Annotated in this window: 27 protein-coding genes and 1 rRNA gene; 14 read left to right on the forward strand and 14 right to left on the reverse strand. The window is 71.0% G+C overall.

The features are described 5' to 3' along the window. Positions 1 to 87, forward strand: a 5S ribosomal RNA gene (rrf, locus tag AB0I53_RS09315); the annotation flags it as partial. Positions 88 to 211: 124 nt separating this feature from the next. Here the strand turns inward: rrf and AB0I53_RS09320 are convergent. Continuing rightward, positions 212 to 976, reverse strand: coding sequence for an RNA methyltransferase (locus AB0I53_RS09320; RefSeq protein ID WP_358598981.1), 765 nt, complete (start codon positions 974 to 976; stop codon positions 212 to 214). A gap of 84 nt (positions 977 to 1,060) precedes the next feature. Here AB0I53_RS09320 and AB0I53_RS09325 point away from each other — a divergent pair, with 84 nt between their 5' ends. Together AB0I53_RS09325 and AB0I53_RS09330 are read left to right on the forward strand one after the other, a co-directional pair. Further along, complete coding sequence (locus tag AB0I53_RS09325; RefSeq protein WP_358598984.1) at positions 1,061 to 2,497, forward strand: wax ester/triacylglycerol synthase family O-acyltransferase; 1,437 nt, start codon at positions 1,061 to 1,063, stop codon at positions 2,495 to 2,497. Continuing rightward, complete coding sequence (locus AB0I53_RS09330) at positions 2,494 to 2,997, forward strand: hypothetical protein (protein WP_358598985.1); 504 nt, start codon at positions 2,494 to 2,496, stop codon at positions 2,995 to 2,997. Before AB0I53_RS09325 ends, AB0I53_RS09330 begins: the two co-directional genes overlap by 4 nt. A gap of 60 nt (positions 2,998 to 3,057) precedes the next feature. On the opposite strand, the gene AB0I53_RS09335 is transcribed toward AB0I53_RS09330, so the two are convergent. The 4 genes from AB0I53_RS09335 to aroA form a co-directional block, all read right to left on the reverse strand. Continuing rightward, positions 3,058 to 3,849 carry a hypothetical protein gene (locus tag AB0I53_RS09335; RefSeq protein WP_358598988.1) on the reverse strand — a complete coding sequence of 264 codons (792 nt, stop codon included), beginning with the start codon at positions 3,847 to 3,849 and terminating at the stop codon, positions 3,058 to 3,060. A gap of 85 nt (positions 3,850 to 3,934) precedes the next feature. Then, complete coding sequence (locus AB0I53_RS09340; protein ID WP_358598991.1) at positions 3,935 to 4,801, reverse strand: hypothetical protein; 867 nt, start codon at positions 4,799 to 4,801, stop codon at positions 3,935 to 3,937. A gap of 144 nt (positions 4,802 to 4,945) precedes the next feature. Next, positions 4,946 to 5,953 carry a ribosome small subunit-dependent GTPase A gene (gene rsgA, locus AB0I53_RS09345; RefSeq protein WP_358598994.1) on the reverse strand — a complete coding sequence of 336 codons (1,008 nt, stop codon included), beginning with the start codon at positions 5,951 to 5,953 and terminating at the stop codon, positions 4,946 to 4,948. A gap of 16 nt (positions 5,954 to 5,969) precedes the next feature. Next, the gene (gene aroA, locus AB0I53_RS09350) at positions 5,970 to 7,238 is read right to left on the reverse strand and encodes a 3-phosphoshikimate 1-carboxyvinyltransferase (RefSeq protein ID WP_358598997.1); all 1,269 of its coding nucleotides are present in this window, start codon (positions 7,236 to 7,238) and stop codon (positions 5,970 to 5,972) included. Positions 7,239 to 7,373: 135 nt separating this feature from the next. Between aroA and AB0I53_RS09355 the strand changes: the two genes are divergently transcribed. The 3 genes from AB0I53_RS09355 to AB0I53_RS09365 are packed head-to-tail and all read left to right on the forward strand — an operon-like array spanning position 7,374 to position 9,489. Next, positions 7,374 to 8,138, forward strand: a complete 765-nt coding sequence (locus AB0I53_RS09355) for an SOS response-associated peptidase (protein WP_358599383.1) — start codon at positions 7,374 to 7,376, stop codon at positions 8,136 to 8,138. Positions 8,139 to 8,164: 26 nt separating this feature from the next. Then, positions 8,165 to 8,881, forward strand: a complete 717-nt coding sequence (locus AB0I53_RS09360; protein ID WP_358599000.1) for an SOS response-associated peptidase — start codon at positions 8,165 to 8,167, stop codon at positions 8,879 to 8,881. Then, positions 8,878 to 9,489, forward strand: coding sequence for an alpha/beta family hydrolase (locus tag AB0I53_RS09365; protein WP_358599004.1), 612 nt, complete (start codon positions 8,878 to 8,880; stop codon positions 9,487 to 9,489). Before AB0I53_RS09360 ends, AB0I53_RS09365 begins: the two co-directional genes overlap by 4 nt. 43 nt (positions 9,490 to 9,532) lie before the next feature. Here the strand turns inward: AB0I53_RS09365 and AB0I53_RS09370 are convergent, their stop codons facing one another. Continuing rightward, positions 9,533 to 10,156, reverse strand: coding sequence for a CGNR zinc finger domain-containing protein (locus tag AB0I53_RS09370; RefSeq protein WP_358599007.1), 624 nt, complete (start codon positions 10,154 to 10,156; stop codon positions 9,533 to 9,535). A gap of 139 nt (positions 10,157 to 10,295) precedes the next feature. Here AB0I53_RS09370 and AB0I53_RS09375 point away from each other — a divergent pair, with 139 nt between their 5' ends. Further along, a complete protein-coding gene (locus AB0I53_RS09375) occupies positions 10,296 to 10,985 on the forward strand; it encodes a haloacid dehalogenase type II (RefSeq protein ID WP_358599009.1) in 690 nt (229 codons plus the stop codon). A gap of 315 nt (positions 10,986 to 11,300) precedes the next feature. Here AB0I53_RS09375 and ybaK read toward each other — a convergent pair whose 3' ends face one another. Continuing rightward, positions 11,301 to 11,777, reverse strand: coding sequence for a Cys-tRNA(Pro) deacylase (ybaK, locus tag AB0I53_RS09380; RefSeq protein WP_358599012.1), 477 nt, complete (start codon positions 11,775 to 11,777; stop codon positions 11,301 to 11,303). Positions 11,778 to 12,004: 227 nt separating this feature from the next. Here ybaK and AB0I53_RS09385 point away from each other — a divergent pair, with 227 nt between their 5' ends. The 4 genes from AB0I53_RS09385 (at position 12,005) to AB0I53_RS09400 (ending at position 15,109) form a co-directional block, all read left to right on the forward strand. Next, complete coding sequence (locus AB0I53_RS09385) at positions 12,005 to 12,709, forward strand: sigma-70 family RNA polymerase sigma factor (protein ID WP_358599015.1); 705 nt, start codon at positions 12,005 to 12,007, stop codon at positions 12,707 to 12,709. Beyond that, complete coding sequence (rsrA, locus tag AB0I53_RS09390) at positions 12,706 to 13,038, forward strand: mycothiol system anti-sigma-R factor (protein WP_358599018.1); 333 nt, start codon at positions 12,706 to 12,708, stop codon at positions 13,036 to 13,038. Before AB0I53_RS09385 ends, rsrA begins: the two co-directional genes overlap by 4 nt. Positions 13,039 to 13,369: 331 nt before the next feature. Then, positions 13,370 to 13,585: a biotin/lipoyl-binding carrier protein gene (locus tag AB0I53_RS09395; protein WP_358599021.1), complete on the forward strand. Its 216-nt coding sequence runs from the start codon at positions 13,370 to 13,372 to the stop codon at positions 13,583 to 13,585. Between the two features lie 30 nt (positions 13,586 to 13,615). After that, entirely contained in the window at positions 13,616 to 15,109 is a 1,494-nt protein-coding gene (locus AB0I53_RS09400; RefSeq protein ID WP_358599024.1) for a histidine kinase N-terminal domain-containing protein, read from the forward strand. A gap of 283 nt (positions 15,110 to 15,392) precedes the next feature. Here the strand turns inward: AB0I53_RS09400 and AB0I53_RS09405 are convergent, their stop codons facing one another. Together AB0I53_RS09405 and AB0I53_RS09410 are read right to left on the reverse strand one after the other, a co-directional pair. Beyond that, the gene (locus AB0I53_RS09405; RefSeq protein WP_358599026.1) at positions 15,393 to 15,647 is read right to left on the reverse strand and encodes a WhiB family transcriptional regulator; all 255 of its coding nucleotides are present in this window, start codon (positions 15,645 to 15,647) and stop codon (positions 15,393 to 15,395) included. 248 nt (positions 15,648 to 15,895) lie between these two features. Further along, positions 15,896 to 16,822 carry a diacylglycerol kinase family protein gene (locus AB0I53_RS09410; RefSeq protein WP_358599029.1) on the reverse strand — a complete coding sequence of 309 codons (927 nt, stop codon included), beginning with the start codon at positions 16,820 to 16,822 and terminating at the stop codon, positions 15,896 to 15,898. Between the two features lie 413 nt (positions 16,823 to 17,235). Between AB0I53_RS09410 and AB0I53_RS09415 the strand changes: the two genes are divergently transcribed. After that, positions 17,236 to 17,667 carry a hypothetical protein gene (locus AB0I53_RS09415; protein WP_358599031.1) on the forward strand — a complete coding sequence of 144 codons (432 nt, stop codon included), beginning with the start codon at positions 17,236 to 17,238 and terminating at the stop codon, positions 17,665 to 17,667. 3 nt (positions 17,668 to 17,670) lie between these two features. Here the strand turns inward: AB0I53_RS09415 and AB0I53_RS09420 are convergent, their stop codons facing one another. From AB0I53_RS09420 to AB0I53_RS09440, 5 genes are all read right to left on the reverse strand, one after another. Further along, a complete protein-coding gene (locus AB0I53_RS09420) occupies positions 17,671 to 18,138 on the reverse strand; it encodes a GNAT family N-acetyltransferase (protein ID WP_358599034.1) in 468 nt (155 codons plus the stop codon). Between the two features lie 74 nt (positions 18,139 to 18,212). Continuing rightward, entirely contained in the window at positions 18,213 to 18,809 is a 597-nt protein-coding gene (locus AB0I53_RS09425) for an acid phosphatase (protein ID WP_358599037.1), read from the reverse strand. A gap of 30 nt (positions 18,810 to 18,839) precedes the next feature. Continuing rightward, positions 18,840 to 19,454 (reverse strand): DJ-1/PfpI family protein, encoded by a 615-nt coding sequence (locus AB0I53_RS09430; protein ID WP_358599040.1) that lies wholly within the window; start codon positions 19,452 to 19,454, stop codon positions 18,840 to 18,842. Positions 19,455 to 19,465: 11 nt separating this feature from the next. Continuing rightward, on the reverse strand, positions 19,466 to 20,416 hold the full coding sequence (locus AB0I53_RS09435) for a GlxA family transcriptional regulator (RefSeq protein ID WP_358599043.1): 951 nt from the start codon (positions 20,414 to 20,416) through the stop codon (positions 19,466 to 19,468). Positions 20,417 to 20,470: 54 nt separating this feature from the next. Continuing rightward, positions 20,471 to 23,647 (reverse strand): BTAD domain-containing putative transcriptional regulator, encoded by a 3,177-nt coding sequence (locus AB0I53_RS09440; RefSeq protein ID WP_358599046.1) that lies wholly within the window; start codon positions 23,645 to 23,647, stop codon positions 20,471 to 20,473. Positions 23,648 to 23,759: 112 nt separating this feature from the next. Between AB0I53_RS09440 and AB0I53_RS09445 the strand changes: the two genes are divergently transcribed. Continuing rightward, the gene (locus AB0I53_RS09445; protein ID WP_358599049.1) at positions 23,760 to 24,704 is read left to right on the forward strand and encodes an NADP-dependent oxidoreductase; all 945 of its coding nucleotides are present in this window, start codon (positions 23,760 to 23,762) and stop codon (positions 24,702 to 24,704) included. Between the two features lie 125 nt (positions 24,705 to 24,829). Next, positions 24,830 to 25,438: an NAD(P)H oxidoreductase gene (locus AB0I53_RS09450; protein ID WP_358599052.1), complete on the forward strand. Its 609-nt coding sequence runs from the start codon at positions 24,830 to 24,832 to the stop codon at positions 25,436 to 25,438. Positions 25,439 to 25,445 lie beyond the last annotated feature (7 nt).

Here is a 25,445-nt window from a genome sequence, read left to right on the forward strand (position 1 = left end):
GGTCCCATTCCGAACCCGGTAGCTAAGCTCCCCAGCGCTGATGGTACTGCACTCGACAGGGTGTGGGAGAGTAAGACACCGCCGACACACTATTTAAAGGGGCTCCCTCTTTCGGAAACGAAAGAGGGAGCCCCTTCTTTTTGTTATCGACGAGCTGTCGTCGTGGGTGGTGGACGGCCGCGATAGCGACCGATCACCACCCATCAACGGCTCAGGAAGTCAGCTTGCGGCGAAGGAGTTCGAAGCACAGCACCGCCGCGGCGCTGGCGACGTTGAGCGACTCCACGCCGCCGGCCATCGGAATGGCCAACGGCTGCGCGATGCGCGTCTGCACGTCTTCCGAAAGCCCGGCGGTTTCGCTGCCCAGCACGAACACCGCGCGCGATCCGAAGTCGGCGTCGAAGATGCTCTCCTCGGCGGAGGCCTCCAGCGCGAACAACGGGTAGCCCGCCTCCGTCAGCAGTTCCGCCGCCTCGCCGGCGGTCCGGGTCCGCAGGACCGGGGCGTGGAACGCCACTCCGGCCGAGGCCTTGATGACCAGCGGGTCGAGGCTGGCGACGCCCCGGTGCGGCACCACGATGCCGTCGACTCCGGCCGCGGTCGCGGTGCGCAGGATCATGCCGACGTTCGCCGGTGTCGTCAGGCCGTCGAGCAGCAGGATGGTTCGCGGTGCGTGCGCGGGATCGGCGAGCGCGTCCGAGAGCGGACGCATCTTCCGCGCCACCACGTCGGCCACCACGCCTTGGTCGTGCCGGCCGTTCCCGGCCAGGACCTTCACCCGGTGCGCGCTTGCCCGCTGGACCCGCACGGCGCGGTCGGCGGCGGCGTCCTTGATCTCCTCGATGATCGAGCCGCGCAGCCCCTCGGCGAGGATCACCTTGTCCACGCGCAGGTCGTAGTCCGTCAACGCCTCCAGCACCGGCTTGCGGCCGTAAACGGTGACGAATCGATCTTTAGGGGAAACTTCGCTGGTCACGCTTCCAAGTGTCACATGCTCCGCCGCGCCCTCCTCGACTGGAACCCCTCGGGATCCGGCGGCTCGTGTGCCAGGATCGCGGTCATGTCCGATCGTCTCTCCGCAGTCGACGCCTCGTTCCTCTACCTGGAGGACTACACGACGCCGATGCACGTCGGCGGCGTCGCGGTGTTCCGGCGCCCGCGCACCGGGTTCGACTACGACAAGGTGCTGGCGTTGATCGACCGCCGACTGGGGCTGGTGCCGCGCTACCGGCAGCGGGTGATGCAGGTTCCGGGCGGGCTCGTCCGCCCGGTGTGGGTCGACGACCAGGACTTCGACATCACGTACCACGTGCGGCGGTCGGCGCTGCCCAAGCCGGGCAGCGACGATCAGCTGCACGACCTGGCCGCGCGGTTGATGTCCCGCAAGCTCGACCCGAGCCGGCCGCTGTGGGAGATCTACCTGGTGGAGGGCCTGTCCAAGAACCGGGTGGCGGTGATCACCAAGACGCACCAGGCGATGGTCGACGGCATCGGCGCGATCGACATCGGTCAGGTGATCCTGGACGTGGAGCGCAACCGGCAGGTTCCGGATGCCGATGAGCTGTGGATGCCGCGCCCGGAACCGAGCCTCGCGGAGCTGGTGGTCGAGGCGATGACCGACGCCGTGCAGCGGCCCGGCGAGGTGGTGGAGAACGTTCGGGCGGCGGTGGTCGACGCCACCGCGACGGTTCAGAAGATCACGCGGGCGCTCGGCGGTGTCGCCTCGGCGCTGCGCACCGCGGTGGTGCCGGCGCCGAGTGGGCCGTTGAACGCACCGACCTCGACCCAGCGCCGGTTCGCCGTCGCGCGGGCCAAGCTCGACGATTTCCGCGCCGTCCGCCAGGCTCACGGCAGCACCGTCAACGACGTGGTGCTGGCCGTGGTGACCGGCGCGCTGCGGAACTGGTTGTTGTCCCGCGGTGAAGTGGTGGCGCCGTCGACGACGCTGCGCGCGATGGTGCCGGTGTCGGTGCGCTCCGACGACGCCGAGGCGCGCGCGACGTACCCGGAGACCGGCAGCCTGCCGGTCGGCTCGGTCGGCAGCAAGGTGTCGGCCTATCTGGTGGATCTGCCGGTGGGGGAAGGGAATCCCATCGTCCGGCTGCACCAGGTCAGCCATGCCATGCGCGCGCACGCGGAGTCCGGCCAGTCGGTGGCGGCCGGTGCGCTGGTCAAGGTGTCCGGGTTCGCGCCGCCGACCCTGCACGCGTTGGGGGCGCGGGTCGCGAACCAGTTCTCCGACCGGTTGTTCAACGTGCTGGTGACCAACGTGCCGGGACCGCAGGTGCCGTTGTACGCGGCGGGGGCGAGGATGATGGAGATGTTCCCGGTGGTGCCGTTGGCCAAGAACCAGTCGCTGTCGGTAGGCGTTACCTCCTACGACGGCGGCGTGTACTTCGGGTTGAACGCGGATCGGGATGCGATGCCCGATGTGGACGTGTTGGCGGCGATGATCGGAGAAGCAGTGGACGAGATGATCGGGACGGTCGACGCATGAGGGTTTACCTGCCCGCCACGGTGCCGATGTTGCGGCGACTGGTGGAGGAGAAGCAGCTGCAGCCGCTGGGTGGGACGGCGTTCGCGTTGACGCCGGCGCTACGCGAGTCCTATGCCAGTGGTGACACGGAGGAGCTGGAGTACGCGGCGATGCGGGAGGCCGCTCGAGCGTCGCTGCGGTTGATCGGTGGTGACCTGGGCGCGGGCGAGAAGGTCGAGCTCCGCCGGGTGGTGATCTCCGTCGACGTCGACGACGTGACGCTGCGGCCCGACCTGGACCACGCCGTGGTGAAGGTGTCCGGGCCGGTGCAGTGGAAGCAGATCGCGGCGGTGCACGTGGACGCCACGGAAGCGGAGGACGCGGTGCGCGCCGCGGCGGAGGTCATCGACGCCGCCGACCTCGGCGATCCGGACGCGGGCTTCACCCTGGGCGAGGCCGAAGACCACGAACTCGCCTGGTACGCCCCGCAAGAAGTGCCGTTCCTGCTGGAACTGATGTAGCCGGTCGTCGAGACCGGATGGTGCGGCCCGGGGCGAGTCGCCTCGGGCCGCACCGCGGCGTCAGCGCTTTTCCTGGACCTGGTCGGCCGGCGGCACGGTGATCTGGACCGGCTTGCCCCAGTCGCTGTAGCGCACCGTCATGGTCGACTCGGGGATCTGCTGGCCGGCCACGGTGAGGGCGGGCGTGGTCGAGTTGGCCTTCAGCGGCAGGCCCTCGGCGTCCACCCACACGGTCTGCTTGAGCTCGGTGACCCCGGCGTCGACCAGCGCCTGGAACGCCGGCTTCTCCTCGGGCTTGGCGCCGGCGGCGGCCGCCTTGAGGTCGGTCACGATCTCGTAGCGGGTCGCGTCCTGGCCGTCGACCTGCTCCTTGGCGCTGGAGGTGATGTTGGAGCCGGGCGGCAGCATGGCCTCGAAGTCGTTGATCTTGCCCAGCTGGCCGAGCTGCTGCGCCATCGAGTCGTTGGCGGCCATCTTCAGCCACGGCTTGCTCGGGTCGCCGGAGATCTGCGCCAGCTCCGGGCTCTTGATGTACATCCCGTCCTGGGTGAACACCATCTCGGTCGCTCCGGTGCAGGCCATCGCGGTCTGCGCGATGTCGAGCTGGCACTTCGTGGAGCCGAGGCCCTGGACGGCGCCGGTGCCCTCGAAGGACACCGTCACGGTCTTCTTCTCGTCCATGTTGGACTTCGCCGAGCTGATCAGCGACGAGATGTCCTTGAACGGGGCGCTGGAGCTCCCGGTCTGCTCCTGGCCGGCGTTGTCCGGAGTGGCTGGGGAGCCGCCCTGGCTGCAGGCGCCCAGGGTGATCGCCAATGCTGCTGCGGTTAGGGCGACTGTGGTGCGGCGCACGGGAATTCCTCTCTGCATGAAGATTGCAATGCCCAGAAAGTAACAGTTCTTCATGCCTTTTTCGGGTGCTTTGCGCGAAGTGCGGTCAACGCGGCGGCTGCTGGGCCTGCGGCGGCAGGTCGTCGAAAACGCCGATCTGCGCGGCCGGCGGGACCGGGATTTCGGCGGGTGCGCCCCAGTCTCGGTAGGTCGAGGTCAGCGACACCTCGCCGGCCTGGGCGACTTCCTGGTTGGCCGCGAACCGCGCGGGCAGGCCGGAATCGTCGAGCCACAGCTGGTAGCCGAGTTCCGGTTCCCCGGCGTCGGCGGCCTGCCGGAACCGGTCGCGCTGCTGCGGATCGCCGGCCACGTCGGCGGCCTGCGACGTGATGATCCGCAGGTCGTAGCGGGTGGTGGGCCTGCCGTCGACGGTGTCGGGCGCGCTGGTCTGGATGCGGGTGGCGGGCTCGACGCCGGTGAAGGCGGCGCGCGGGTCGACGGCATCGTGCAGCTGGTCCAGCGCGGGGCCGAGGAGCTTGTCGCCGAAGTCGGTGCCGCCGGGCGTGATCTTGAGCCAGGGCTTGTCCGGTTCGGGCCGCACCAGCGGTGTTCTCAGGTAGCCGACACCATCCATGATGGACAGTGAGAGGCGCTGCGGTGATCGGTTGCCGGGCGTCCGGGTCTGGCCTTCGAAGGCGAGATCGGCGTTCGGGCCCCGGTAGCGGACGGCGCCCTCGGCGGTCAGTTCGCCCACCACGCCAAGGCTTCCGCGCACGCTGCTGTGCACGCTCCCGCGTTCGCTGACCTTGCCGATGACCTGCGACAACATGGCATCTGCCCGCGGGCGCGGGTCGGGCCGGGCGGCCATCAGCCGCCCGGTCCGCGGAGGTGGTTCGGCGCCGCAGGCGCCTAGCGCGGCGATCAGGGTGAGACCGGCGGAGAACACCGCGGTCCTGGTGCTGGCTCGTGGCATCGGGCGAGCTCCTCGGGCCGTGTCAGCGTGCGGTGGCCGAATCGTCCGCGCGGTCAAGGGAAAACGCTCCGCGTCGGACGCCGAGATCCACGCTAACAACGATCTCGTCACACCACAGGGGACGATCAAGTCCCGTTCGGGGGATCAGGCCTCGTCGAGCCCGGCCCGGGAGCGAAGCAGGCGGCGCAGCGAGGCGAGCTGCTCGACGCTGCCCCCGTCGGAGGCGTAGGTGTCCAGGTGGCAGTCCGGATCGTCGGAACCGCCGAGGTGGCCGCAGTTCGACGGGCATTCCTCGGCCGCTTCGGCGAAGCCTTCGAACGCGGCGATCACGTCGTCCGCGGTGACGTGCGCCAGGCCGAACGAGCGGATGCCCGGGGTGTCCACCACCCAGCCCCGCCCCGGCAGCGGCAGCGCGACCGCCGAGGTCGAGGTGTGCCGGCCCTTGCCGACCCCGCTGACCTCGCCGGTCGCCCGGTCGGCCGCCGGGACCAGCCGGTTGACCAATGTGGACTTGCCGACGCCGGAGTGGCCGACCAGCGCGGACACCCGGTCCGCGAGCAGCGCGCGCAGTTCCTCGGGTTCGCAATCCTGGCGGGTGATCGTGATCGGCATGTCGAGGGAGGAGTAGGTGTCGATCCATTCGCCGGGATCGGCGAGGTCGGCCTTGGTCAGGCACAGCACCGGGGTCAGCCCGCCCGCGTAGGCGGCGACCAGGCAGCGGTCGATGAAGCCGGGTCGCGGCGGCGGATCGGCGAGCGCGGCCACGATGATCAGCTGTTCGGCGTTGGCGACCACGACCCGCTCGTACGGGTCGGTGTCGTCGGCGGTGCGGCGCAGCACGCTGGTGCGGTCGGCGACCCGCACGATCCGGGCCAGCGTGTCGGGCTTGCCGGAGATGTCGCCGACCAGGTCGACGTGGTCGCCGACCACCACCGGCGTGCGGCCGAGCTCGCGCGCCCGCATGGCGGTGACCAGCCGGTCCGGATTCCCGTCCAGCGCGCAGGTCCACCGGCCGCGATCGACCGCGACGACCATCGCCGCCGCGGCGTCCTCGTGCTTGGGGCGCTGCTTGCTGCGCGGCCGGCTGCCCCGGCGCCCGGGGCGCACCCGCACATCGGATTCGTCCAGATCCCGCCAACCGCGCTTGCGCATCAGACCGCCCCCGCGCTCACGCCGATTCCCCGAGCATCGCCGCCCACATCCCGGGGAAGTCGGGGATCGTCTTGGCGGTCGTCGCGACGTCCTCGACGATCACGCCGGGCACCTTCAGCCCGAGGATCGCGCCGGCCGTGGCCATCCTGTGGTCGGCGTAGGAATGCCAGTTCCCGCCGGTCAGCGGCCGCGGCTCGACGAGCAGCCCGTCCTCGGTCTGCTCGACCGCGCCGCCGAGCTTGTTGAGCTCGTTCTGCAGCGCGGCGAGCCGGTCGGTCTCGTGGCCGCGCAGGTGCGCAATGCCGCGCAGCCGCGAGCGGCCGGTGGCGAACGCGGCCAGCGCGGCGACGGTCGGGGTGAGCTCGCCGACGTCGTGCAGGTCGATGTCGATCGGGGTGAGCTCGGCGGGGCCGGCGACGGTCAGCCCGGCCGCGGTGAGCTGCACCTGTGCGCCCATCTGGCTCAGGATGTCGCGGATGGCGTCGCCGGCCTGCGTGGTCTGCGCCGGCCAGCCGGGCACGGTCACGGTGCCGCCGGTCACCGCCGCGGCGGCTAGGAACGGGGTGGCGTTGGACAGGTCGGGTTCGATCTCGACATCCAGCGCGCGGATCTCGCCCGGCGCCACCCGCCAGGTGTTCGGTTCCCGGTCGTCGACGTCGACACCGGCGGCGCGCAGCATCGCCACGGTCATCTCGATGTGCGGCAGCGACGGCACCGGCTCGCCTTCGTGCAGCACCGTGACGCCCTGCTCGAACCGCGGCGCGGAAAGCAGCAGCCCGGAGACGAACTGCGACGACGCGGACGCGTCGATGGTGACCGTGCCGCCGGCGAGCTTCCCCGTGCCGTGCACGTCGAACGGCAGCGCGTTGCCGCTGATGTCGGCGCCCAGCTCGCGCAGCGCGTCGAGCACCGTGCCCAGCGGCCGCTGGCGAGCCTGCGGGTCGCCGTCGAAGGTGATCCGGCCGGCGGCGAGCGCCGCCACCGGCGGCACGAACCGCATGACCGTGCCGGCGAGGCCGCAGTCGACCTCGGCCGGTCCCTGCAGCGTGCCCGGCGCGACCTGCCAGGAGCCGTCCGGCCCGTCCTGCACCTCGACCCCGAGGGCGCGCAGCGCCCCGGCCATGAGCTCGGTGTCCCGGCTGCGCAGCGGGGCGCGCAGCGTCGACGGGCCGTCGGCGAGCGCGGCGAGCACCAGCGCGCGGTTGGTGATGGACTTCGAACCGGGCACCGGGACGGTCGCGCGCACCGCGCCGTGGGCGAGCGGAGCAGGCCAGAGCTGGGTCATAGGGCAATGATCCCCCACCCGGCTCCCCGATTTCAGCGGTGGGGGCAATCCGGCCATGCCGCTCGCCTGCGGCGATGCGGCCTGACAGGATGAGGTCGACCGTTCCACTACGAGGCGATGGAGGTCCGACCAGGCATGTGCGGCAGGTACGCCTCCACGAAGGATCCGGGCAAGCTCGCGGCCGAATTCGCGGCGCTGGACGCCACCGGCGGAGCCGCCCCGGGAGCGGATTTCAACGTCGCGCCGACCAAGAACGTGTTCACCGTGGTGCAGCGGCATCCCCGAGACGATGCCGGTGATCGCGAGCTCGATCGAACCGAACGCTCCATCCGGGTGATGCGGTGGGGCCTGGTGCCGATGTGGGCGAAGGACAAGTCCATCGGCAGCCGGATGATCAACGCCAAGTCGGAGACGGTGACGACCAAGCCGGCCTTCCGCACGTCGATCAAGCGCTACCGCTGCCTGCTGCCCGCCGACGGCTGGTACGAGTGGAAGCGCGAGGGCGGCCGCAAGCAGCCGTTCTTCATGACCTCCCCGGACGGCGCCAGCCTGGCGATGGCCGGCATCTACGCCACCTGGCGCGACCCGCAGGCCGAGGACGCGCCGCCGCTGGTGACCTGCTCGGTGCTCACCACCAGCGCGCTCGGGCAGCTGGCCGAGGTGCACGACCGGATGCCGTTGTTGCTGCCGGCGACGGCGTGGGAGCAGTGGCTCGACCCGGACCTGCCGGACGTCGCCGACCTGCTCGGCGCGCCGTCGCGGGAACTGGTCGACGGCCTGGAGATCCGCCCGGTGTCGACCGCGGTCAACAACGTCCGCAACAACGGCGCCGAACTCCTGGAACGCGTGTCGCTCGATGCGCAACCGCAGGCGGTAGGTTTGGACCCGGAAGTGAAGTGAGCGGTTCGGTCGCGGGGTGAGTTCTGATGTGTGGTCGGTACGCCGTCCAGCACGACCCGGCGGCGCTGGCCGAGGAATTCGCGGCGCTGGATCGTACGGCCGGAGCCGTCGGCGCGGACTTCAACGTGACGCCGACCAAGACGGTGCCGATCGTCGTGCAGCGCGGCGCCGAGCGCAGCGTCCGCCCGGTGCGCTGGGGCTTGGTGCCGACCTGGGCGAAGGAGGTCGGCAGCGGCCCGCCGATGATCAACGCGCGCGCCGAGTCGATCACCACCAAGCCGGCCTTCGCGGACTCGGCGCGGCGTCGCCGCTGCCTGATGCCGGCCACCGGCTGGTACGAGTGGCGGCCCGGTGACCAGCGGCGACAGCCCTACCTGTGCACTCGCGAGGACGACGAGAGCCTGGCGATGGCCGCGGTGTTCTCCGCGTGGTGGGCGCCGAATTCGACCGACCAGCCGCTGGTGACCTGCGCGGTCGTCACCACCGATGCCGTCGGCGAGCTCGCCGACATCCATCACCGCATGCCACTGGTGCTGCCGAGGCACCGCTGGGCCGACTGGCTCGATCCGCAGCGCACCGAGATCGCGGACCTGCTGGAACCCGAACCGGAGGTGCTCGCCGAACTGGCGATCCACCCCGTCTCCACCGAGGTGAACAGCATGCGCAACAACCATCCGGACCTGCTGGAACGGGTCGAGCCGGTGCCCGCGCCCGCCGAACAAGCCGCGTTGTTCGAGTCATGACCAGGGTCGAGGTCGAGACGCCGCACGGCCCGGCCAGGGCCGAGCTGCACTGCGCCGAAGAGGGCCGCGCCGCGCTGCTGCTCGGGCACGGCGCCGGTGGTGGGATCGCCGCGCCCGACCTGGTGGCGGTGACGAGGGCCGCAACCGAAGCCGGCGTGCACGTGGCGCTGGTCGAGCAGCCCTACCGGGTGGCCGGCCGCCGGGCGCCCGCTCCGGCCAAGCAGCTGGACGCGGCCTGGCTCGCCGTGGTGGAGGACCTCGGCGAGCGCTGGTTCGCGGATCTCCCGCTGATCTTCGGCGGCAGGTCCTCGGGGGCGCGCGTCGCCTGCCGCACGGCGGAGGCGGGCGCTGCTTCGGCGGTGCTGTGCCTGGCGTTCCCGGTGCACCCGCCCGGCAAGCCGGAGAAGTCGCGGCTGGGCGAGCTCGACGGGGTGGAGGCCCCGGTGCTGGTGGTGCAGGGCGAGCGGGACGCGTTCGGCCAGCCGGAACCGTCGCACAACCGCGAGGTGGTGCTGGTGCCCGGCGACCACTCGCTGAAGGCCGACGTGGACGCCGTCTTCCGCGCCGCGCAGGAGTGGCTCGGCCGGGTTCTCCGCCTCATGGACTAGGGCCTGTCCGGCGGATCGTGGACGGAGCCGCGGCGGCTGTCGGTCACTCGCTCATGGGACCCGCATCGCGCGCTGCGGCTTGGCGGGCGCGGTGGTTGGCGACGTTGATGCGGTTGCCGCACAGGCCGGGCATGCAGTAGCGGCGGCGACCGGGCCGGGTGGTGTCGATGAACGCTCCCCGGCAGGTGGGCGCGCCGCACGGGCGGAATCGCTGCTCACCGAGGGTGTGCACGACCCCGAGGATGCCGATGCCGCAGATCAACGAGAGGGCGTCGGCGACGGTTGCACCGTCGCGGAGCGGGGCGGCCCAGCGCGTGCGGTTCTCGTGTGCGGGATCGGGGATCAGCGTCGCGCCCTGGGCGGGCGAGGTGAGCGTGGTGGCGCCGGCGATGAGGTAGTCGCGGTCGGGGTGATCGATCAGGTCGCGCACGGTCGTCCGAAGTGCGTGGATCGCATGAAGGTCGGCTGTGCGTCCGCGGCGGGCGAGTTCGGACAGCTCGCCGGGAACGCCGTCCCTTCCGGGCTGGTCGCCGTGCAGCTCGGTGAACGCGACGAGGGCGGCCAGGTCGGGCAGGTGGTCGTCGCCGCGCCAGACCTCGGCCGTCGTGTTGACCAGCTCGGTCGCGACCCCCGCAGCCCAGGCGTATTCGTCCAACGCAACTTGCATCCTCTACGAACCTCCCACTACGTTCGATTAACAACCACTTTAGCCCTTACATGCGTAGCCGATGCGATCTGTCCCGGCTACGTGGGCGAGGAGTGGTGACCGTCGCCCACGCCCCTGCTTCGCCCAGGAGACCTCACCCATGTCAGAGCTGGAAATCGATGTCGTCGTGTTCGACGTGCTCGGCACGCTCGTCGACGAACCCGCCGGTATCCGCGCCGGCATTCGTGAACTTGACCCGTCGCTCGACGAGCCCAGGATCGAGCGGCTCTTGTCGCTGTGGCAGCAGCACATCGAACGCGAGCAGCGTCGCATCCTCGACGGAGCCCGGCCCTACCTCACCAGCGACATCCTCGACCGGGAAGCCGCCCGGCTCGTCGCCGACGCCGCCGGAGTCGACGACCCGACAGCTGTAGCGGCGCTGGCCCTGTCCGGTCGCCGGCTCCCGCCGTGGCCCGACACCGTGGCAGGGCTCGCCCGGCTCGCCGAACGGTTCCCGCTGATCGGACTCTCCAACGCGAGCCGGACGGCGCTGCTGGGACTCAACGCCCACGCCGGGCTGCGCTGGCACCAGGCCATATCCGCCGAAGACGCCCGGACCTACAAGCCGGACCCAGCGGTCTACCGGCTGGCCGTCACCGTCTCCGGACGACCGCCGGAGCGACTGCTGATGGTCGCCGCCCACGCCTGGGACCTGCGCGGTGCACAAGCCCTCGGCCTGCGCACCGCCTATGTCGCCCGCCCCGTCGGCGACCCGCCCACCTCTTCGGACCGGTTCGACCTGCACGCCGACGGCCTGGCCGACCTGGCCGACCAACTCGACAAGGCCTAGGCCCAGCCGCCGGTTCTCGAAATCGTTGTGACCGGGGGCACGATTTCCGGCGGCCGAATCGTCTGCCGAAAATCGCCGCGTTGCCGGCTCTGCCCGGATGCCGCAACATCGGTGCGGGACTGCGGGGATTTGTTTCTCCCGATCGCGCCGGAATCGCGGTCGGATGTGAATCGATCTGCGAACAGCGAATTCGGCTGTGATTTCGTCGATGCTCCCGGGCAGGAGGATGCCCCGGCCTGTCCGGGCCCAGGTGCGGCTGTTGCGTGGCAGCCGCACCACGCCCGGGGGAGCGGCCCGTCCGCTCCCCCGGGGCGGTCAGCCGGCGATGTCGGCGACGCGGGCGTCGAGCAGCCGGACCAGATCGTCGGCCGCCAGCTCGATCTCCAGGCCCCGCCGCCCGGCGCTGCAATAGATCGTGTCGAATCCGGTCGCCGACGTGTCGATCACGACCGGAAGCCGTTTCTTCTGGCCGAGCGGGGAAATTCCGCCCGCGACGTAGCCGGTGGCACGTTCGGCGTCGGCGATCTCGGCCATCTTCGCCTTCTTCCCGCCGACGGCGGAGGCGAGCGCCTTGAGGTCGAGCTGGCCGGTGACGGGGACCACGCCCACGGCGAGCTTGCCGTCGACCTCCGCGACCAGAGTCTTGAAGATCCGTTCCGGCGGCTGGCCGAGCGCCTCGGCGGCTTCCAGGCCGAACGACTCGGCGCGTGGATCGTGTTCGTACGCGTGAACCTGGTGCGGGATGCGCCGTTTGCTCAACAGCGCAGTAGCCGGAGTGCCCTTGCCTGCCATGCGCGTCACTTTAGAAGGCCGGAATAACGCCCGGCGCCCATTGCGTTGGACCGGTCGTGACGATGGACTCGACGAACACCTGCGTGTTGGACCGCCCCGAGCGTGCACTGCTGTCACCACCGGGAAATAGCTGGCGAGCACGGGTATCCTCGAATGCGGACCATGCGAAAGATCGCATGGATTCGTCGCCTGCAGTCACCTCGTCCAGGCGGCGGGAAAGGAGCCCGGTGCCAAGCACCCCAGAGCACCCGGACGCAACCGGGCGGCCCGGCGATGCCGGGCGGCTCAGTACTGCCGACACCGATGCACCGGTCGACTCCGCCGTGGTCGACCGCGGTGAGGAGACCGACGAGCAGCGCGCGACCCGCTTCGAGCAGGACGCGATGCCGCTGCTGGACCAGCTCTACGGCGCGGCGCTGCGGATGACCCGCAACGCGCAGGACGCCGAGGACCTGGTCCAGGAGACGTACCTCAAGGCCTTCTCCGCGTTCAAGTCGTTCGCGCAGGGCACGAACCTCAAGGCCTGGCTGTACCGGATCCTCACGAACACCTACATCAACGGTTACCGCAAGCGGCAGCGGCAGCCCCAGCAGCAGCCGACCGACGAGATCGCCGACTGGCAGCTCGCACAGGCCGAGAACCACACCTCCAGCGGACTGCGCTCGGCCGAGGTCGAAGCGCTCGACCGGCTGCCGGACACCGATGTGAAGGCCGCTCTCCAGCAGCTGGCCGAAGAGTTCCGCATGGTCGTCTACCTCGCGGACGTGGAAGGCTTCGCCTACAAGGAGATCGCCGAGATCATGGGCACCCCGATCGGCACCGTGATGTCGAGGCTGCACCGTGGTCGCCGGCAGCTGCGTGAGATGCTCACCGATGTCGCCCGTGATCGCGGCTTCTTGCGGCAGAACCAGCGGGAGGTGAGCACCAAATGAATTGCGGTGGGCCGGACGAAGCCTCCTGCGAGGACGTGCTCGCTGAAGTGTGGCTGTTCCTCGACAACGAGTGCGACCAGCAGCGGCGCGCCGCCGTGCAGCAGCACCTCGACGGGTGCGGGAGCTGCCTCGAGCACTTCGGCATCGAGGAGCACATCAAGGCGTTGTTGCACCGCAAGTGCAGCGGTGAGCACGCGCCCACGGAGCTGAAGGATCGGCTGCGGGCCTCCATCCGCGAGGCCGTCCTGCAGAAGGCGGAGGTGACCGTCGAGCGCGGCCCCGAAGGCACCTCGGTGGAAGTGCGGGCGAAGCGAACCTCGGCGGAATGACCCGCAAGACGACGAATGGCCCCGGACCAGTGCGGTCCGGGGCCATTCGGGCTTTCGACGGCTGGTGCCGTCGCGCTCACGAGCCGTTGGGGCGCTTGCCGTGGTTGGCCTTGTTCTTGCGCCGGTCCTTCTTCTTGCGGGCCCGCTTACCCATGGCAACTCCCTAAAGTTCGTCCGACCAGTCCGACCGTTAGCGAGTCTTCACGACCACCCGGTCTCCGCTGGGGTTTCGAGCATCCAGTTTGACATGTCCGCTACCTGCCGCCGGCGGGTGGTTCCGGTCGTGGTTTCCTAATCAGGGGCCCACCGGGTCCGCGACGAGGAGGAGAGCATGGCCGAGGAGATCCGCGCCGAGATGGTCGCCAACGTGATGACGGTGTCGGTCGCCGAGGGCGACTCGGTCAACGACGGCGACTCGCTGGTGCTGCTGGAGTCCATGAAGATGGAGATCCCGGTGCTCAGCGAGGTGTCGGGGACGGTCAGTACGGTTGCGGTCAAGCCGGGAGACGTGGTCCAGGAAGGCGATCTCATCGCGGTCGTGGAATGACGCGACCGCGCCGACCCAGAGAGGCGGATCTTGTCCACGCTGAGTGATCTGCTCGCCGAGCACACCGGGTTGTCCGGCACCGCCGCCGACCACCTGCAGCTCGTGGTCGCCGAGTGGCAGCTGCTCTCCGACCTGTCGTTCGCCGACTTCCTGCTCTGGGTTCCGATCGGGCCGCAGGACGCGCCGGAAAGCCGGTTCCTGTGCGTGGCGCAGGCACGGCCGACGACGGCGCCCACGGCCCACCCGGAAGACGTGGTCGGCACCGAGGTCACCCAGGACGAGCACCCGCAGCTGCGCCGCGCCGCGCTGGAGGGCCGGATCTGCCGCGAGGAGGACCCGCGCTGGCACCTGGGCGTGCCGGTGCGCCGCGAGACCATCCCGGTGAAGCTGGCGGACGAGATCGTCGCGGTGCTCAGCCGGGACACCAACCTGGCCGTGCCGCGGGTGCCGTCGCCGCTGGAGATCTCCTACCTGGGCAGCGCCGCCGACCTGTGCCAGATGGTCGCGGACGGCACCTTCCCGACTCCGGAGCCGGCGCCCGACGTGCACACCAGCCCGCGGGTCGGCGACGGGCTCATTCGCCTGGACAGTTCGGGCACGGTGGTTTTCGCCAGCCCGAACGCGCTGTCGGCCTACCACCGGATGGGCCACGCCGCGGATCTGGTCGGGGCGCAGCTCGCGCCGCTGACCCGGTCGCTGCTCAACGATCCGTTCGACGCCGACGAGGTGGCGCAGCGCGTCCGCCGGGCGATGAGCGGTCAGCCCAGCATGCGCATCGAGGCCGAGGCCCGGGGCGCGACGGTGCTGTTCCGGGCGCTGCCGCTGCGGCCCCGCGGCCAGCAGGCCGGTGCGTTGGTCCTGGTCCGCGACGTGACCGAGGTCAAACGCCGCGACCGCGCGTTGATGTCGAAGGACGCGACGATCCGCGAGATCCACCACCGCGTCAAGAACAACCTGCAGACGGTCGCCGCGCTGCTGCGGCTGCAGTCGCGCCGCACCGGGAACACCGAGGCGCGGCTCGCGCTGGACGAGTCGGTCCGGCGGGTGACGTCGATCGCGCTGGTGCACGAGACTCTGTCGATGTCGGTGGACGAGCGGGTGGACCTCGATGACGTCGTCGACCGCGTGATCCCGATGATGAGCGACGTCGCCGTGGCCGAGACCGGGGTCAAGGTGCGCCGCGAGGGACGGTTCGGCGTGGTGTCGGCCGAGTTGGCCACGCCACTGGTGATGGTGCTGACCGAGTTGGTCCAGAATGCTTTCGAGCACGCCTTCCCGGAAGGGCAGGGCGGCGAAGTCGTTGTGCAGGCGGAGCGTTCGGCGCGTTGGCTGGACGTCGTCATCTCGGATGACGGTCGCGGCCTGCCGAAGGGTTTCTCCCTCGAACGCGCCGAACGTCTCGGCCTGCAGATCGTGCGGACCCTCGTGGAATCCGAGCTCCGAGGGTCGTTGAGCTTGCGCGGTCGCGGTCGGCAACCCGGTACCGAGGCGGTGCTGCGGGTGCCTCTGAAGTACCGGCGCTGACGTCGACCCGTTGGCCGGGCGCCGCGCTGGTGCATCGATATCCGGTGACTCGCCGGTCGGGTGGCGGGTCGTGGCCGATCGGGTCGGTTTCCCGGTGACCGTCAGCTCATCCGGTGGAGAGCTCGGCGGGTGTTGCCGGGACCGACATCGACGCGGATCGGCCGGGTCTCGTCGGGGTTTTGCTTCTGTCAGGTGCGATGGCCGTTCGTTCGACCGGGGCGAAAACGTGCGGTCGGCCGCCGGGGGTGCGACCGCACCGGCACGTTTTCAGCGAGTTCGCGACTCAGGCGTTGGTGCGAGCCCGGGTGCGAGAGTTGCGCCGCTTGAGCGCGCGACGCTCGTCCTCGCTCATACCGCCCCATACGCCGGCGTCCTGCCCGCTCTCCAGTGCCCAAGCCAGGCACTCGGAGGCGACCGGACAACGGCGGCAAACGGCCTTCGCCTCGGCGATCTGCAGCACAGCAGGACCGCTGTTCCCAACGGGGAAGAACAGCTCCGGGTCCTCGTCACGGCAAACCGCATCGTGGCGCCAGTCCATCGTTCCTTGCTCCTCGCTAGGCGCGCCCATGCGCGCCGCTCGTTTTGTTCGGGGTGTTTGTGAATGCTTTCACGGAGTCCGTGTGCTTGTGAATGCTTTCACGAACTGCCGCGATGTCAAGAGTTCGATCTCGCGTGGTGAGGGAACTCACCTGAAAGATCGATAGGGCTTGACCTGGGGTTTCGGTGTGTCATCGGTCGCAGACGGGGGTCGCGAGTCGACAACTACGTTCATCCGTTACAAGAAGGTTATACAGCGACGCGGAGAGCGTCCGGGACGGAGAAGAACTCGATCGCCGAACGCTCGCCCAGGCAGTCGCCGTCGACCTGCAGGCGCAACGGCTCCGTACAGGTTACGCGGAGATACCCCGCGTCCGCACGCTGAATTGAGTTTCTCGGGTGTGGTTTCCCTCTACCGCGTAGCATCTGCGCTACATGTTGTAACACTGGGTAAGCGTTCATGTTGTGCAGTGCGAAAACGCCGAGGCCAGTGTCGAAGGTGGTGTCCGGGCTCATACGCACCGGACGTGACCCGAGATACGTCCACGGATCGGTGTTCGAGACGAACACGCTGTGTAACTGATCGATCGGTTCTTCGTGACCGATTTGCAAGCTGATCATCGGGGACCGGCGTGCCATGCTGAAGTAGCAGCTCAACGCGGTGCGCGCGTACAGGGCGGGCGTCACGTTCTGGCCGCGGGAGCGCAACCGCTCGACCTCGGCGACGACCTCGGCGTCCCAGCCGACGCCGGCGTTGAAGGTGAACCAGCGGTCGTCGGCCTTGCCGAGCCCGACCCGTCGGCCGCTGCCCTCGGCCACCGCCCGCAGCAACCGGTGAGTGGCCTCGACCGGATCCCTGGGCAGGCCGAGCGCGCGGGCGAACACGTTCGCCGAGCCGCCGGGCACCACGCCCAGCGTCGGCATCGCCCGGTCGCTGCCCTCGGCGGCCGAGAACATGCCGTTGACCACCTCGTTCACCGTGCCGTCGCCGCCGAGCGCGATCACCAGGTCGACGCCGTCCTCCACGGCCGCTCGCGCGGTGTCGGAGGCGTGGCCCCGGTACTGCGTTTCGACGACGTCCAGCTTCAGCTCGCTGGCCAGCGCGTGGGCGATGACATCCCGGCCGGCCGCAGTGGTGGACGTCGCCTGCGGGTTGACGACGAGTACGGCGCGCACAACCGCAGCCTAGGCGAGGCCGTTGCGGGCCGACGCAGGCGCATGCCGCGGGTCAGTTCTCCGGGACCGCCCCCTTCCGCAGCGAGCCGCGCAGGGACCGGCCCACGTGCCCGGCTGCGGTGGGTTCGGCGGGCTGAAACACCAGGAGCGGGTGCGCCATGCCGTTGACCGCCACCAAGATCCGGCGGAACCCGGATGCGCAACCCCGGAGCGCATCCGATCGTCGTCCGCCGGTACCTGCCGGGCACACGGCGGATCGTGAGGACACCCCGATATCCCCGACCGCCGCTGAAGCCATGAGTCGATCATTGCGCGTGAGGGTGGTCGCAGCCATGCGGCGTTCGGGCGGTATTACCATCGAAGATGCGTACGCAGAGTCACCGACGTGGATTCCGGGAAAGGCGAAACTGATCGTGCCGACCGAAGTCGTCCCGCGCACCATCCGCATCGCGGGTGTCCTGACTACCCTGCAGGCGGTGGCCGGATTGATCTTCGTCGTGGCCCTGCTGGTTCGCAGCACCTCGTCCGACGTCGGCGGTGTTGGGCAGTTCGAGCCCGGCCAGATGCTCGGCGAGGCCGGGTACTACACGCTGCTGGCTTCCGGCGTGCTGGCCGCGGGCATCGGCCTGTGGAAGGGCAAGCACTGGGCGCGCACGCCCGCGCTGCTGATGCAGCTGCTGCTGCTGGGCACCGCCTGGTACGCGTTCGGGCCGTCCGGGCAGCCGGTGATCGCGCTGGTGCTCGCGGTGCCTGCGATCGCCGTGCTGTGGTTCCTGTTCAACCGGGAGGGGCGGGCCTGGTCGTTCTACGCAGGCGCCGCCCCCGACGCCGATCGCGACGCGTGAGCGTCAGGCGCTGAACGTGCGCAGCGCGTCGCCGGTGAGCCGGTACACGGTCCACTCGTCCATCGGGATCGCCCCGGCCGCCTTGTAGAAGTTGATCGAGGGCTCGTTCCAGTCCAGCACCGACCACTCCAGACGCGCGTAGCCGCGCTCGACGCACTCCTGCGCCAGGGCCTGCAGCAGCGCCTTGCCGAGGCCGGAACCGCGCTGCTCGGGGCGGACGTAGAGGTCCTCCAGGTAGATGCCGTGCACGCCCTCCCAGGTGGAGAAGTTCAGGAACCACAGCGCAAGTCCGACGACGGCACCGTCCACTTCGGCCACGTGGCCAAACAGTGCGGGTGCCGGTCCGAACAGCGCGTCCCGCAGCTGCTGCTCGGTCAGGTGGCACAGCTCCGGTGCCTTCTCGTACAGCGCGAGTTCGTGCACCAGCCCGACCATGGCGGGCACGTCGGCTTGGGTCGCCCGGCGGATCATCGATACCTCCACATGAGTCACTTGGCCCCAGGATATTCGGGACCGGTGACCGCAGGTGCGGCGGAATTGCCCGGTCAGCCTTGCTGCCATGGCGGGATGTTGGACCGCTCCACCTGCGGCACGCCGCGCTCGTGGCCCAGCACCGTGATTCCCGCCGGATCCAGCGCGAAGTGCACTCCCGACGTGGTCGGCAGGCCCAGCCAGCGGGCGATCAGGCCGCGGCTGAAGTGGCCGTGCCCCACCAGGACCACGTCGGAGTCGGTGTCGGCGATGCGGGCCAGCAGCTTGTCGGCGCGCACCGTGACGTTCGCCGCGGATTCGCCGCCCGGGCACGGTTGCGTCCACACCGTCCAGTCCGGGACCGTCTCGCGGATCTGCGGCGTGGTCAGGCCCTCGTAGTCGCCGTAGTCCCACTCCGCGAGCAGCGGTTCGGTCACCACGTCGGCCAGGCCCGCCAGCGCCGCCGTGCGCTGGGCGCGCTGCCGGGGGCTCGCCAGCACGACGACCGGCCCGGCCGGCCGCAACGCGGAAAGCGTCTGCCCGGCCTGCCGTGCCCGCAGCTCGCCCTCGACGGTGAGCGGGATGTCGGAACGACTGGTGTGCCGGCCGGTCTGCGACCATTCGGTCGTGCCGTGCCGGAGGACGTAAACGCGGTGCTCATCCTGTGCCACGGCGTCGAGCGTAACCGCGTTGCGCAGGGCTTACCGCTCCAGCGCGGCGGCCAGCAGTGCCGGGTCGGCCTTCTCCGGCGAGCCGGTGTCGAACGGCGGCTGCGGGTCGTACTCCAGCATCAGCTGGATCATCTTCGCGACGTCCTCGCCCCAGAGCTCGGAGGCCAGCCTCAGTCCCATGTCGATGCCCGCGGACACGCCGGCGCCGGTCACCACCTTCCCGTCGAACACGACCCGGTCGGTGACGACCTCGGCGCCCAGCTCGCCCAGCACCTCGCGCACCGTCCAGTGCGTCGTCGCGCGCTTCCCGGTCAGGATCCCGGCCTTCGCCAGCAGCAGCGATCCGGTGCACACCGACGTCGTCCACGTCGTGTTCGGGTGCACCGCGGCGAGCCAGGAGACCAGCTCCTCGTCGTCCAGCGCCGTGCGCCAGGCGGAGCTGCCGGGGACGACCACGATGTCGGGCCGGTCGAGTTCGGCGAAGGTCGTCGTCGGCTGGATCGGCAGCCCCGAGTCGCAGCGCACGGTGTCGCGGCCCGCCGCGACGAAGTGCGGGGTGCTGGCCGGGTTGCCCGCCAGCGCCTCGTACGGGCCGACCAGGTCGAGCGCGGTGAACTTGTCGTAGAGCACGAATGCGATGTCCATTGTGGACTCCTTCATCCTGCGGTGCGGAAACGGTCTCGGTAGGCGCTCGGCGGGACGCCGAGCTGGCGGAGGAAGGCCCGCCGCATGGTTTCGGCGCTGCCGAAGCCGCAGCGCCTCGCGACGCCGCCCCGGCCGGCCTCCAGCAGCGCGCGGGCCGCTTCGACGCGCGCCCGCTCGACGTACCGGCCGGGGCTGGTGCCCACTTCCTTGGTGAACAGGCGGGTGAAGTGGCGCGGGCTCATCGCCAGCCGCTCGGCCATCGCCGGGATGCCGTAGTCGCCGGCCGGGTTCGCCGCGATGTCGCCGAGCAGCTCGCGGAGCGCGCGGTCGTTCACCGGCGGCGCCGCGCTCCACACGCTGAACTGCGACTGGCCGCCCGGCCGCTGCAGGAACACCACGAGCCATTTGGCCAGCGTGCGGGCCGGTTCGGCGCCGTGGTCGTCCTCGACCAGCGCGAGCGCGAGATCGACTCCCGCGGTCACCCCGGCCGCCGTCACGAGCGGGGCGTCGCGGACGTAGATCGCGTCCGGTTCGACCGTCACGGTCGGGTAGGACGCCGCGAGTTCGCGGCACATCGCCCAGTGCGTGGTCGCCCGGCGACCGTCGAGCAGACCGGCCTCGGCCAGCAGGAACGCGCCGGAGCACACCGAGGTGATGCGTTCGGCACGCCCGGCCAGCCGGCGGATCTGGCCGATCAGCTCCGCGTCGGACATCGCGTCGTGGGTGCCTTCGCCGCCCGCGACGACGAGGGTGCCGAGGTCGGCGATCTCTTCGAGCGCGACTTCGACGCCGAGCCGGACCCGCGACGACGTCACCACGTCGCGCCCGCCCAGCGACGCCAGGCGCACCCGGTAGCTGCCGTCGAGGAGCCGAGACGCCCCGTCGAAGACCTCCAGCGGCCCGGCGGCGTCCAGCAGCTGGACTCCGTCGTAGACCGCGATGACCACTTCGTGCCTGCCCACGTCATCGAGCCTGGCCGCTCCGGCGGATGTCCTCAAGGACGAGCACCCCACCGATCAGGACAAGTGCTGCGCCGGTGCCGGGCCCATCGCGCGGCCGGCCGAGAACTCCGCGTCGAACGCCTCGGCGCCCGCCGCTTTCCGCGCCCGCGCGGCGATCCGGTCGACGTCGTGGCGCTCCGCAGGCGGTAGCGGCGCTCCGACCGCCTCCCGCGCTGCCGCCGCTCGGCCCAGCAGCCGCGCTGCCGCCGCAGCCTCGCCAGCCAGCACCCGCGCACCGGCCAGCCCTTCCAGGGCCAGCGCGACCGCGCGCGGATCGCCGGTGCCGCGGGCTAGGGCCAGCCCCTCGGCGTGGAGGTTCCGCGCCGTCTCGGGAGCCTCGCGCAGTTCGGCGATGAAGCCGAGCTCGGACAGTGCCAGGGCGGCGCCCGGATCGTCCGCGGCCTTGCGGCTCCACGCCAGCTGGCGCTGCCACAGGCGTTCGGCGTCGTCCAGGCGGCCTTGGCGGCGTGCGGTCAGGGCGAGGCCGAATTCGGCGTAGACCTCTCCCTGCGGGTCGTTGACCTCGGCGGCGAGCTCCGCCGCGCGCCGGTGGTGCGCCTCGGCGGCGGCGAGGTCGCCGGTCAGCAGCGCGATCCGGCCCAGCCCGGAGAGCTGGTGGGCGGCCTCCGACCAGAGGCCGAGGTCCTCGGCGATTCGCAGTCCGTCGCGGTGCATCCGCTCGGCCTGCGCGTAGTCGCCGGTGATCGAGGCGAGCCCGGCCAGCGGGGCCGTCGCCTGCAACCGTCCCCATTGGTCGCCCAGCTCGCCGAACAGCGCCAACGACTCGGTGGCGTCCGTTCGAGCAGCCTCGAGGTCGCCTCGCACGAACGCGCGCCGGGCGCGGTTGCTCAGCAGCGCGGCCGCGCCCCAGCGGTCGTCGGCGGCCCGGCAGGCGCGCAATGCCCGGTCGAGGACTTCCGTGCCACCGGAGAAGTCGCCGAGGTCGACGTGGGCGTAGTCGAGGAACCACTCCGCCCTCGCCCGATCAACGGCCGAGGCGATGCCGGGGCGCTCGCGTGCCGCGTGGCGGTCCATTTCGGACAGCACGGCCATGCCGTCCCGCCAGGCAGCCAGGACGGCCGAATGCCCGCCGGCGGTGCACAGCAGTTGGTGCGCTTCCCGGAGCCGTCCTTTCAGGAACAGGTACCAGGAGGTCGCGCCGGCCAGTTGCCGGATCGCCACCGCGTCCTGGTGGTGGAGCGCATCGTCGAGGGCTGCCCGCAGGTTCGGCAGTTCCGGCTCGAAGCTGCGCAACCAGTCGCGTTGTTCGGCACCGCGCAGGCCGGTGTCGGCGCGCTCGGCGAACGCGGCGTGGTACCGGCGGGCCCGTTGCCGGAGCTCGTCGGTTTCGGCCGCCTCGGCGAGCCGTTCCCGGCTGTAGTCGGCCACCGATTCCAGCAGCCGGTAGCGGGGACGGCCGTCCGGGAAACCCACCGTGACCAGGCTGCGGTCCACCAGCCGCGCGAGCACGTCCACGACCTCGGCGGCGGGTACGCGTTCGTCGGCGCAGACCGCCTCGGCGGCGGCGAGGGTGCAGCCGTCGGCGTGCACGGACAGGCGGCGCAGGACGATCTGCTCCGCCGGCTCCAGCAGGTCCCAGCTCCAGTCGATGACTGCCCGCAGCGTCTGGTGGCGGGTCGGGGCTCGGCGGTTGCGGGTGGTCAGCAGGGCGAAGCGGTCGTCCAGCCGCGCGGCGAGCTCGCGCACGCCGAGCCCGCGCACTCGCGAGGCCGCGAGTTCCAGCGCCAGCGGCAGCCCGTCGAGGCGCCGGCAGATCGCCGTGATCGCGGCCGCATCGGCTTCGCCGAGCCCGTCCGGGGCGAACCCGGGGGATGCGGCGACCGCCCTGGCGATGAACAGCCGTGCCGCGCCGGACTGCCGCACCGACTCCGGGGTCGCCTGCGCGGGCGGGTCGAGCGTCGGCACCGCCCACAGGCGCTCGCCGGGCAGGTGCAGCGGTTCCCGGCTGGTGGCCAGCAGTCGCAGGCCGGGTACGGCCGCCAGCAGCCCGTCGGCCAGCGCGGCCGCCGCGTCGACGAGGTGTTCGCAGTTGTCGAGGAGGATCAGGAGGTGCTTGTTGCGCAAGGCTTCCGACAACCGGTCGGGCGCGTTCAGGCCGGATCGGCTGACTTCGTCGCGTAGCCCGAGCGCGGCGGCGACGCCGTCCGCCACCCCGGCCACTCCGGCGGCGGCGTCGACGGAAGCAAGTTCGACGAGCCAGACACCGTCGGGGAAGGAGCCGGCCGCCGCGTGCGCGGCCGCCAGCGAGAGCCGCGTCTTGCCGACTCCACCGGGGCCGGTCAACGTCACCAGGCGTTCGGTGTCGAGCAGGGCCCGGACGGACTCCGGTGCGCCGTCGCGGCCGATCAACGCCGACACCGGCGCGGGCAGGTTTCCGCGCCCGCCGCCGCGGGGCGCGTTGAGCCGGGGCTCCTGCCGGAGCATCGACTGGTGCAGCGCGGACAGCTCCGGGCTCGGGTCGACGCCGAGTTCGTCGGCGAGCTGGCTGCGCAGCCGCTCGTAGGCCTTCAGCGCTTCTGCCTGCCGCCCCGACCCGTACAGCGCGCGCAGGTAGAGCGCGTGCAGCCGTTCCCGCTGCGGGTGGCGGGCGCTGAGCCCGGCCAGCTCGGTGACGACCTCGGCGTGCTCGCCCAGCTCGAGGCGTGCGGCCGCGCGGTCTTCCCGTGCGGCCAGCTGCTGCTCGTGCAGCTCGGTGGCGGCCGGCATCGCGAAGGGTTCGCCGGCGAAGTCGGCGAGGACCTCGCCGCGCCAGAGGTCGAGGGCCTCGGTGAGCAGCGCTGCGCGGGTGCGCTGGTCGGCGGCGGCCCGGGCTCGCGCGGTCAGGGCCGCGAAGCGGCCGGCGTCGACCGCTTCGGCGTCGACCGCTTCGGCGTCGACCGCCAGCCGGTATCCGCCGGAGCGGAACTCCACGAGCCCGCGGCCGTCGGGTTCCGCTTCGTCGAGGACGCGCCGCAACTGCGAGACCTTCGCCCGCAGCGAGGGCACCGGCTTGCCGGGCGGCGCCGCGCCCCACAGGTCCTCGATGAGCCGGTCGGTGGAAAGGAGCCGCCCGCCCGCGACGAGCAGGTCCGCGAGCAGGGCACGCACCTTCGCCTCGGGAACGTGCACGGATGTGCCGTCGTCCGTCCACGCCGCCAGCGGACCCAGCACCCCGAAACGCACGTCGCCCACAGTACCTGCGTCCTGCGAGGTGACCTGCGATAACGGTGCGCCGCAAACGAACCCGAAACGAACCACAACCGGCGCCGCGCAAGCTGGCCACGACTTCCAGGAAGGAAACGCGATGAGCAACGACAGCCAGCCACGCGCCGGCCGTGAGGTCCGCCTGGCCGAGGTGCCGGGCAAGGCGCCCACCGCGGCGAACTTCGCGCTCGCCGAGGCGCCGGTGGCCGCTCCCGCCGCGGGGCAGGTGCTGGTGCGCAACACCTGGATGTCGGTCGACCCCTACATGCGGGAGCGGATGAACCCGGAGGTCACCTACCTGCCGCAGTTCCGGGTGGGCGAGGTGCTGGACGGGCCGGCGGTCGGGGAGGTCATCGCATCCGAAGCGCCGGAGGTGCCGGTCGGGGCCACCGTCCGGCACTGGCTCGGCTGGCGCGAGTTCGCGGTCGTGGACGCGACCGAGGTCGAGCAGGTCGACACCGCGATCGCCGAACCGCAGGACTACCTGGGCCCGCTGGGAACGACCGGGCTGACCGCCTACGTGGCGCTCACCGAGATCGCGCCGGTCCGGCCCGGCTACGTGGTGTTCGTGCCCGCGGCGGCCGGGGCGGTGGGCAGCATCGCCGGGCAGCTGGCCCGCAAGTTCGGGGCCGCCAAGGTGATCGGCTCGGCCGGCGGCCCGGTCAAGGCGCGCAAGCTGCGCGAGGCGTTCGGGTTCGACGCCGCCGTCGACTACCGGGCCGCGCCGGTCGCCGAACAGCTCGACACCGTCGCGCCCGACGGCATCGACGTCTACCTCGACAACGTGGGCGGGGAGCACCTGGAGGCCGCCATCGACGCGATGCGCGTCGGTGGCCGGATCGCCCTGGTGGGCGCCATCAGCGGCTACAACGCCGGGGCGCCGGCCGCGGGCCCGCGGAACTACTTCCAGTTGGCGGGCAAGGAGATCACGATGCGCGGCATGCTCACCGGTCGCCACTTCCACCGGTTCGGCGAGTACATCGGCAAGGCCGCGGAGTGGCTCGCGGATGGAAGCCTGCATGCGGAGTCCACAGTGGAGCGATGAATCGAGCGGGCTCCCGAGGCGTTGCTGGGTGTCTTGAGCGGCGCGAACACCGGCAAGATGCTCGTCCGGCTGGGCGACTGACGAACCGCACTGTTGCAGACTGCAAAATTCGGAGGATTGCTGAAATGACATCCCACCAGGGAGAACGGGCACTCGTCGTCGTCGCGCATCCGCGCGGTGCCTCGCTGACCGCCAAGGCGGCCGACCGGGTACACCGCCAGTTGAAGGCCGCCCAGTACGAGGTGGACCTGCTCGACCTGTACGCCGAGGAATTCGACCCGCGCCTGGGCGTGGCCGACGAACCGGACTGGAACGATCCCGGCAAGACCTACTCGGAAGAGGTCCGCGCGCACATGGCGCGCATCGACGCAGCCGACGCGATCGCGGTGGTCTTCCCGGTGTGGTGGTTCGCGCCGCCGGCCATCGTCAAGGGCTGGATCGACCGCGTCTGGAACCACGGATTCGCCTACGGCGGTGCCGAATCTCGGCTGGCCGCGAAGCGCATGCTGTGGCTGGGGCTGGCCGGTGGATCGGGCGAGGCGTACGAGGCCAACGGCCTGACCGCGATGATGGACGTCCAGCTCCGCATGGGTGTTTCGAACTTCTGCGGCATCGCGGACGCGGAGCTCCGGCTGGTGCACGACGTCGAGAACGCCGAAGCCGAGCAGGTGCTCTCCGGGGCGGAGGTCGCGGCGGCCGAGTTCCTGGTCGACCGGGCGCTGACCGGCAGGTAGGCGAACC

Source organism: Saccharopolyspora sp. NPDC050389 (genome assembly GCF_040655595.1).
Lineage (GTDB): Bacteria > Actinomycetota > Actinomycetes > Mycobacteriales > Pseudonocardiaceae > Saccharopolyspora.

What these genes read in the sequence shown, in the direction of transcription:
- AB0I53_RS09450 (WP_358599052.1), top strand. Translation starts at nt 24,830, where the DNA reads ATGACATCCCACCAGGGAGAACGGGCACTCGTCGTCGTCGCGCATCCG.
- AB0I53_RS09405 (WP_358599026.1), bottom strand. Translation starts at nt 15,647, where the DNA reads ATGGACTGGCGCCACGATGCGGTTTGCCGTGACGAGGACCCGGAGCTG.
- AB0I53_RS09330 (WP_358598985.1), top strand. Translation starts at nt 2,494, where the DNA reads ATGAGGGTTTACCTGCCCGCCACGGTGCCGATGTTGCGGCGACTGGTG.
- AB0I53_RS09365 (WP_358599004.1), top strand. Translation starts at nt 8,878, where the DNA reads ATGACCAGGGTCGAGGTCGAGACGCCGCACGGCCCGGCCAGGGCCGAG.
- AB0I53_RS09355 (WP_358599383.1), top strand. Translation starts at nt 7,374, where the DNA reads ATGTGCGGCAGGTACGCCTCCACGAAGGATCCGGGCAAGCTCGCGGCC.
- AB0I53_RS09360 (WP_358599000.1), top strand. Translation starts at nt 8,165, where the DNA reads ATGTGTGGTCGGTACGCCGTCCAGCACGACCCGGCGGCGCTGGCCGAG.
- AB0I53_RS09420 (WP_358599034.1), bottom strand. Translation starts at nt 18,138, where the DNA reads ATGATCCGCCGGGCGACCCAAGCCGACGTGCCCGCCATGGTCGGGCTG.
- AB0I53_RS09430 (WP_358599040.1), bottom strand. Translation starts at nt 19,454, where the DNA reads ATGGACATCGCATTCGTGCTCTACGACAAGTTCACCGCGCTCGACCTG.
- rsrA (WP_358599018.1), top strand. Translation starts at nt 12,706, where the DNA reads ATGAATTGCGGTGGGCCGGACGAAGCCTCCTGCGAGGACGTGCTCGCT.
- AB0I53_RS09325 (WP_358598984.1), top strand. Translation starts at nt 1,061, where the DNA reads ATGTCCGATCGTCTCTCCGCAGTCGACGCCTCGTTCCTCTACCTGGAG.
- AB0I53_RS09370 (WP_358599007.1), bottom strand. Translation starts at nt 10,156, where the DNA reads ATGCAAGTTGCGTTGGACGAATACGCCTGGGCTGCGGGGGTCGCGACC.
- AB0I53_RS09445 (WP_358599049.1), top strand. Translation starts at nt 23,760, where the DNA reads ATGAGCAACGACAGCCAGCCACGCGCCGGCCGTGAGGTCCGCCTGGCC.
- rsgA (WP_358598994.1), bottom strand. Translation starts at nt 5,953, where the DNA reads ATGCGCAAGCGCGGTTGGCGGGATCTGGACGAATCCGATGTGCGGGTG.
- AB0I53_RS09395 (WP_358599021.1), top strand. Translation starts at nt 13,370, where the DNA reads ATGGCCGAGGAGATCCGCGCCGAGATGGTCGCCAACGTGATGACGGTG.
- AB0I53_RS09340 (WP_358598991.1), bottom strand. Translation starts at nt 4,801, where the DNA reads ATGCCACGAGCCAGCACCAGGACCGCGGTGTTCTCCGCCGGTCTCACC.
- aroA (WP_358598997.1), bottom strand. Translation starts at nt 7,238, where the DNA reads ATGACCCAGCTCTGGCCTGCTCCGCTCGCCCACGGCGCGGTGCGCGCG.
- ybaK (WP_358599012.1), bottom strand. Translation starts at nt 11,777, where the DNA reads ATGGCAGGCAAGGGCACTCCGGCTACTGCGCTGTTGAGCAAACGGCGC.
- AB0I53_RS09375 (WP_358599009.1), top strand. Translation starts at nt 10,296, where the DNA reads ATGTCAGAGCTGGAAATCGATGTCGTCGTGTTCGACGTGCTCGGCACG.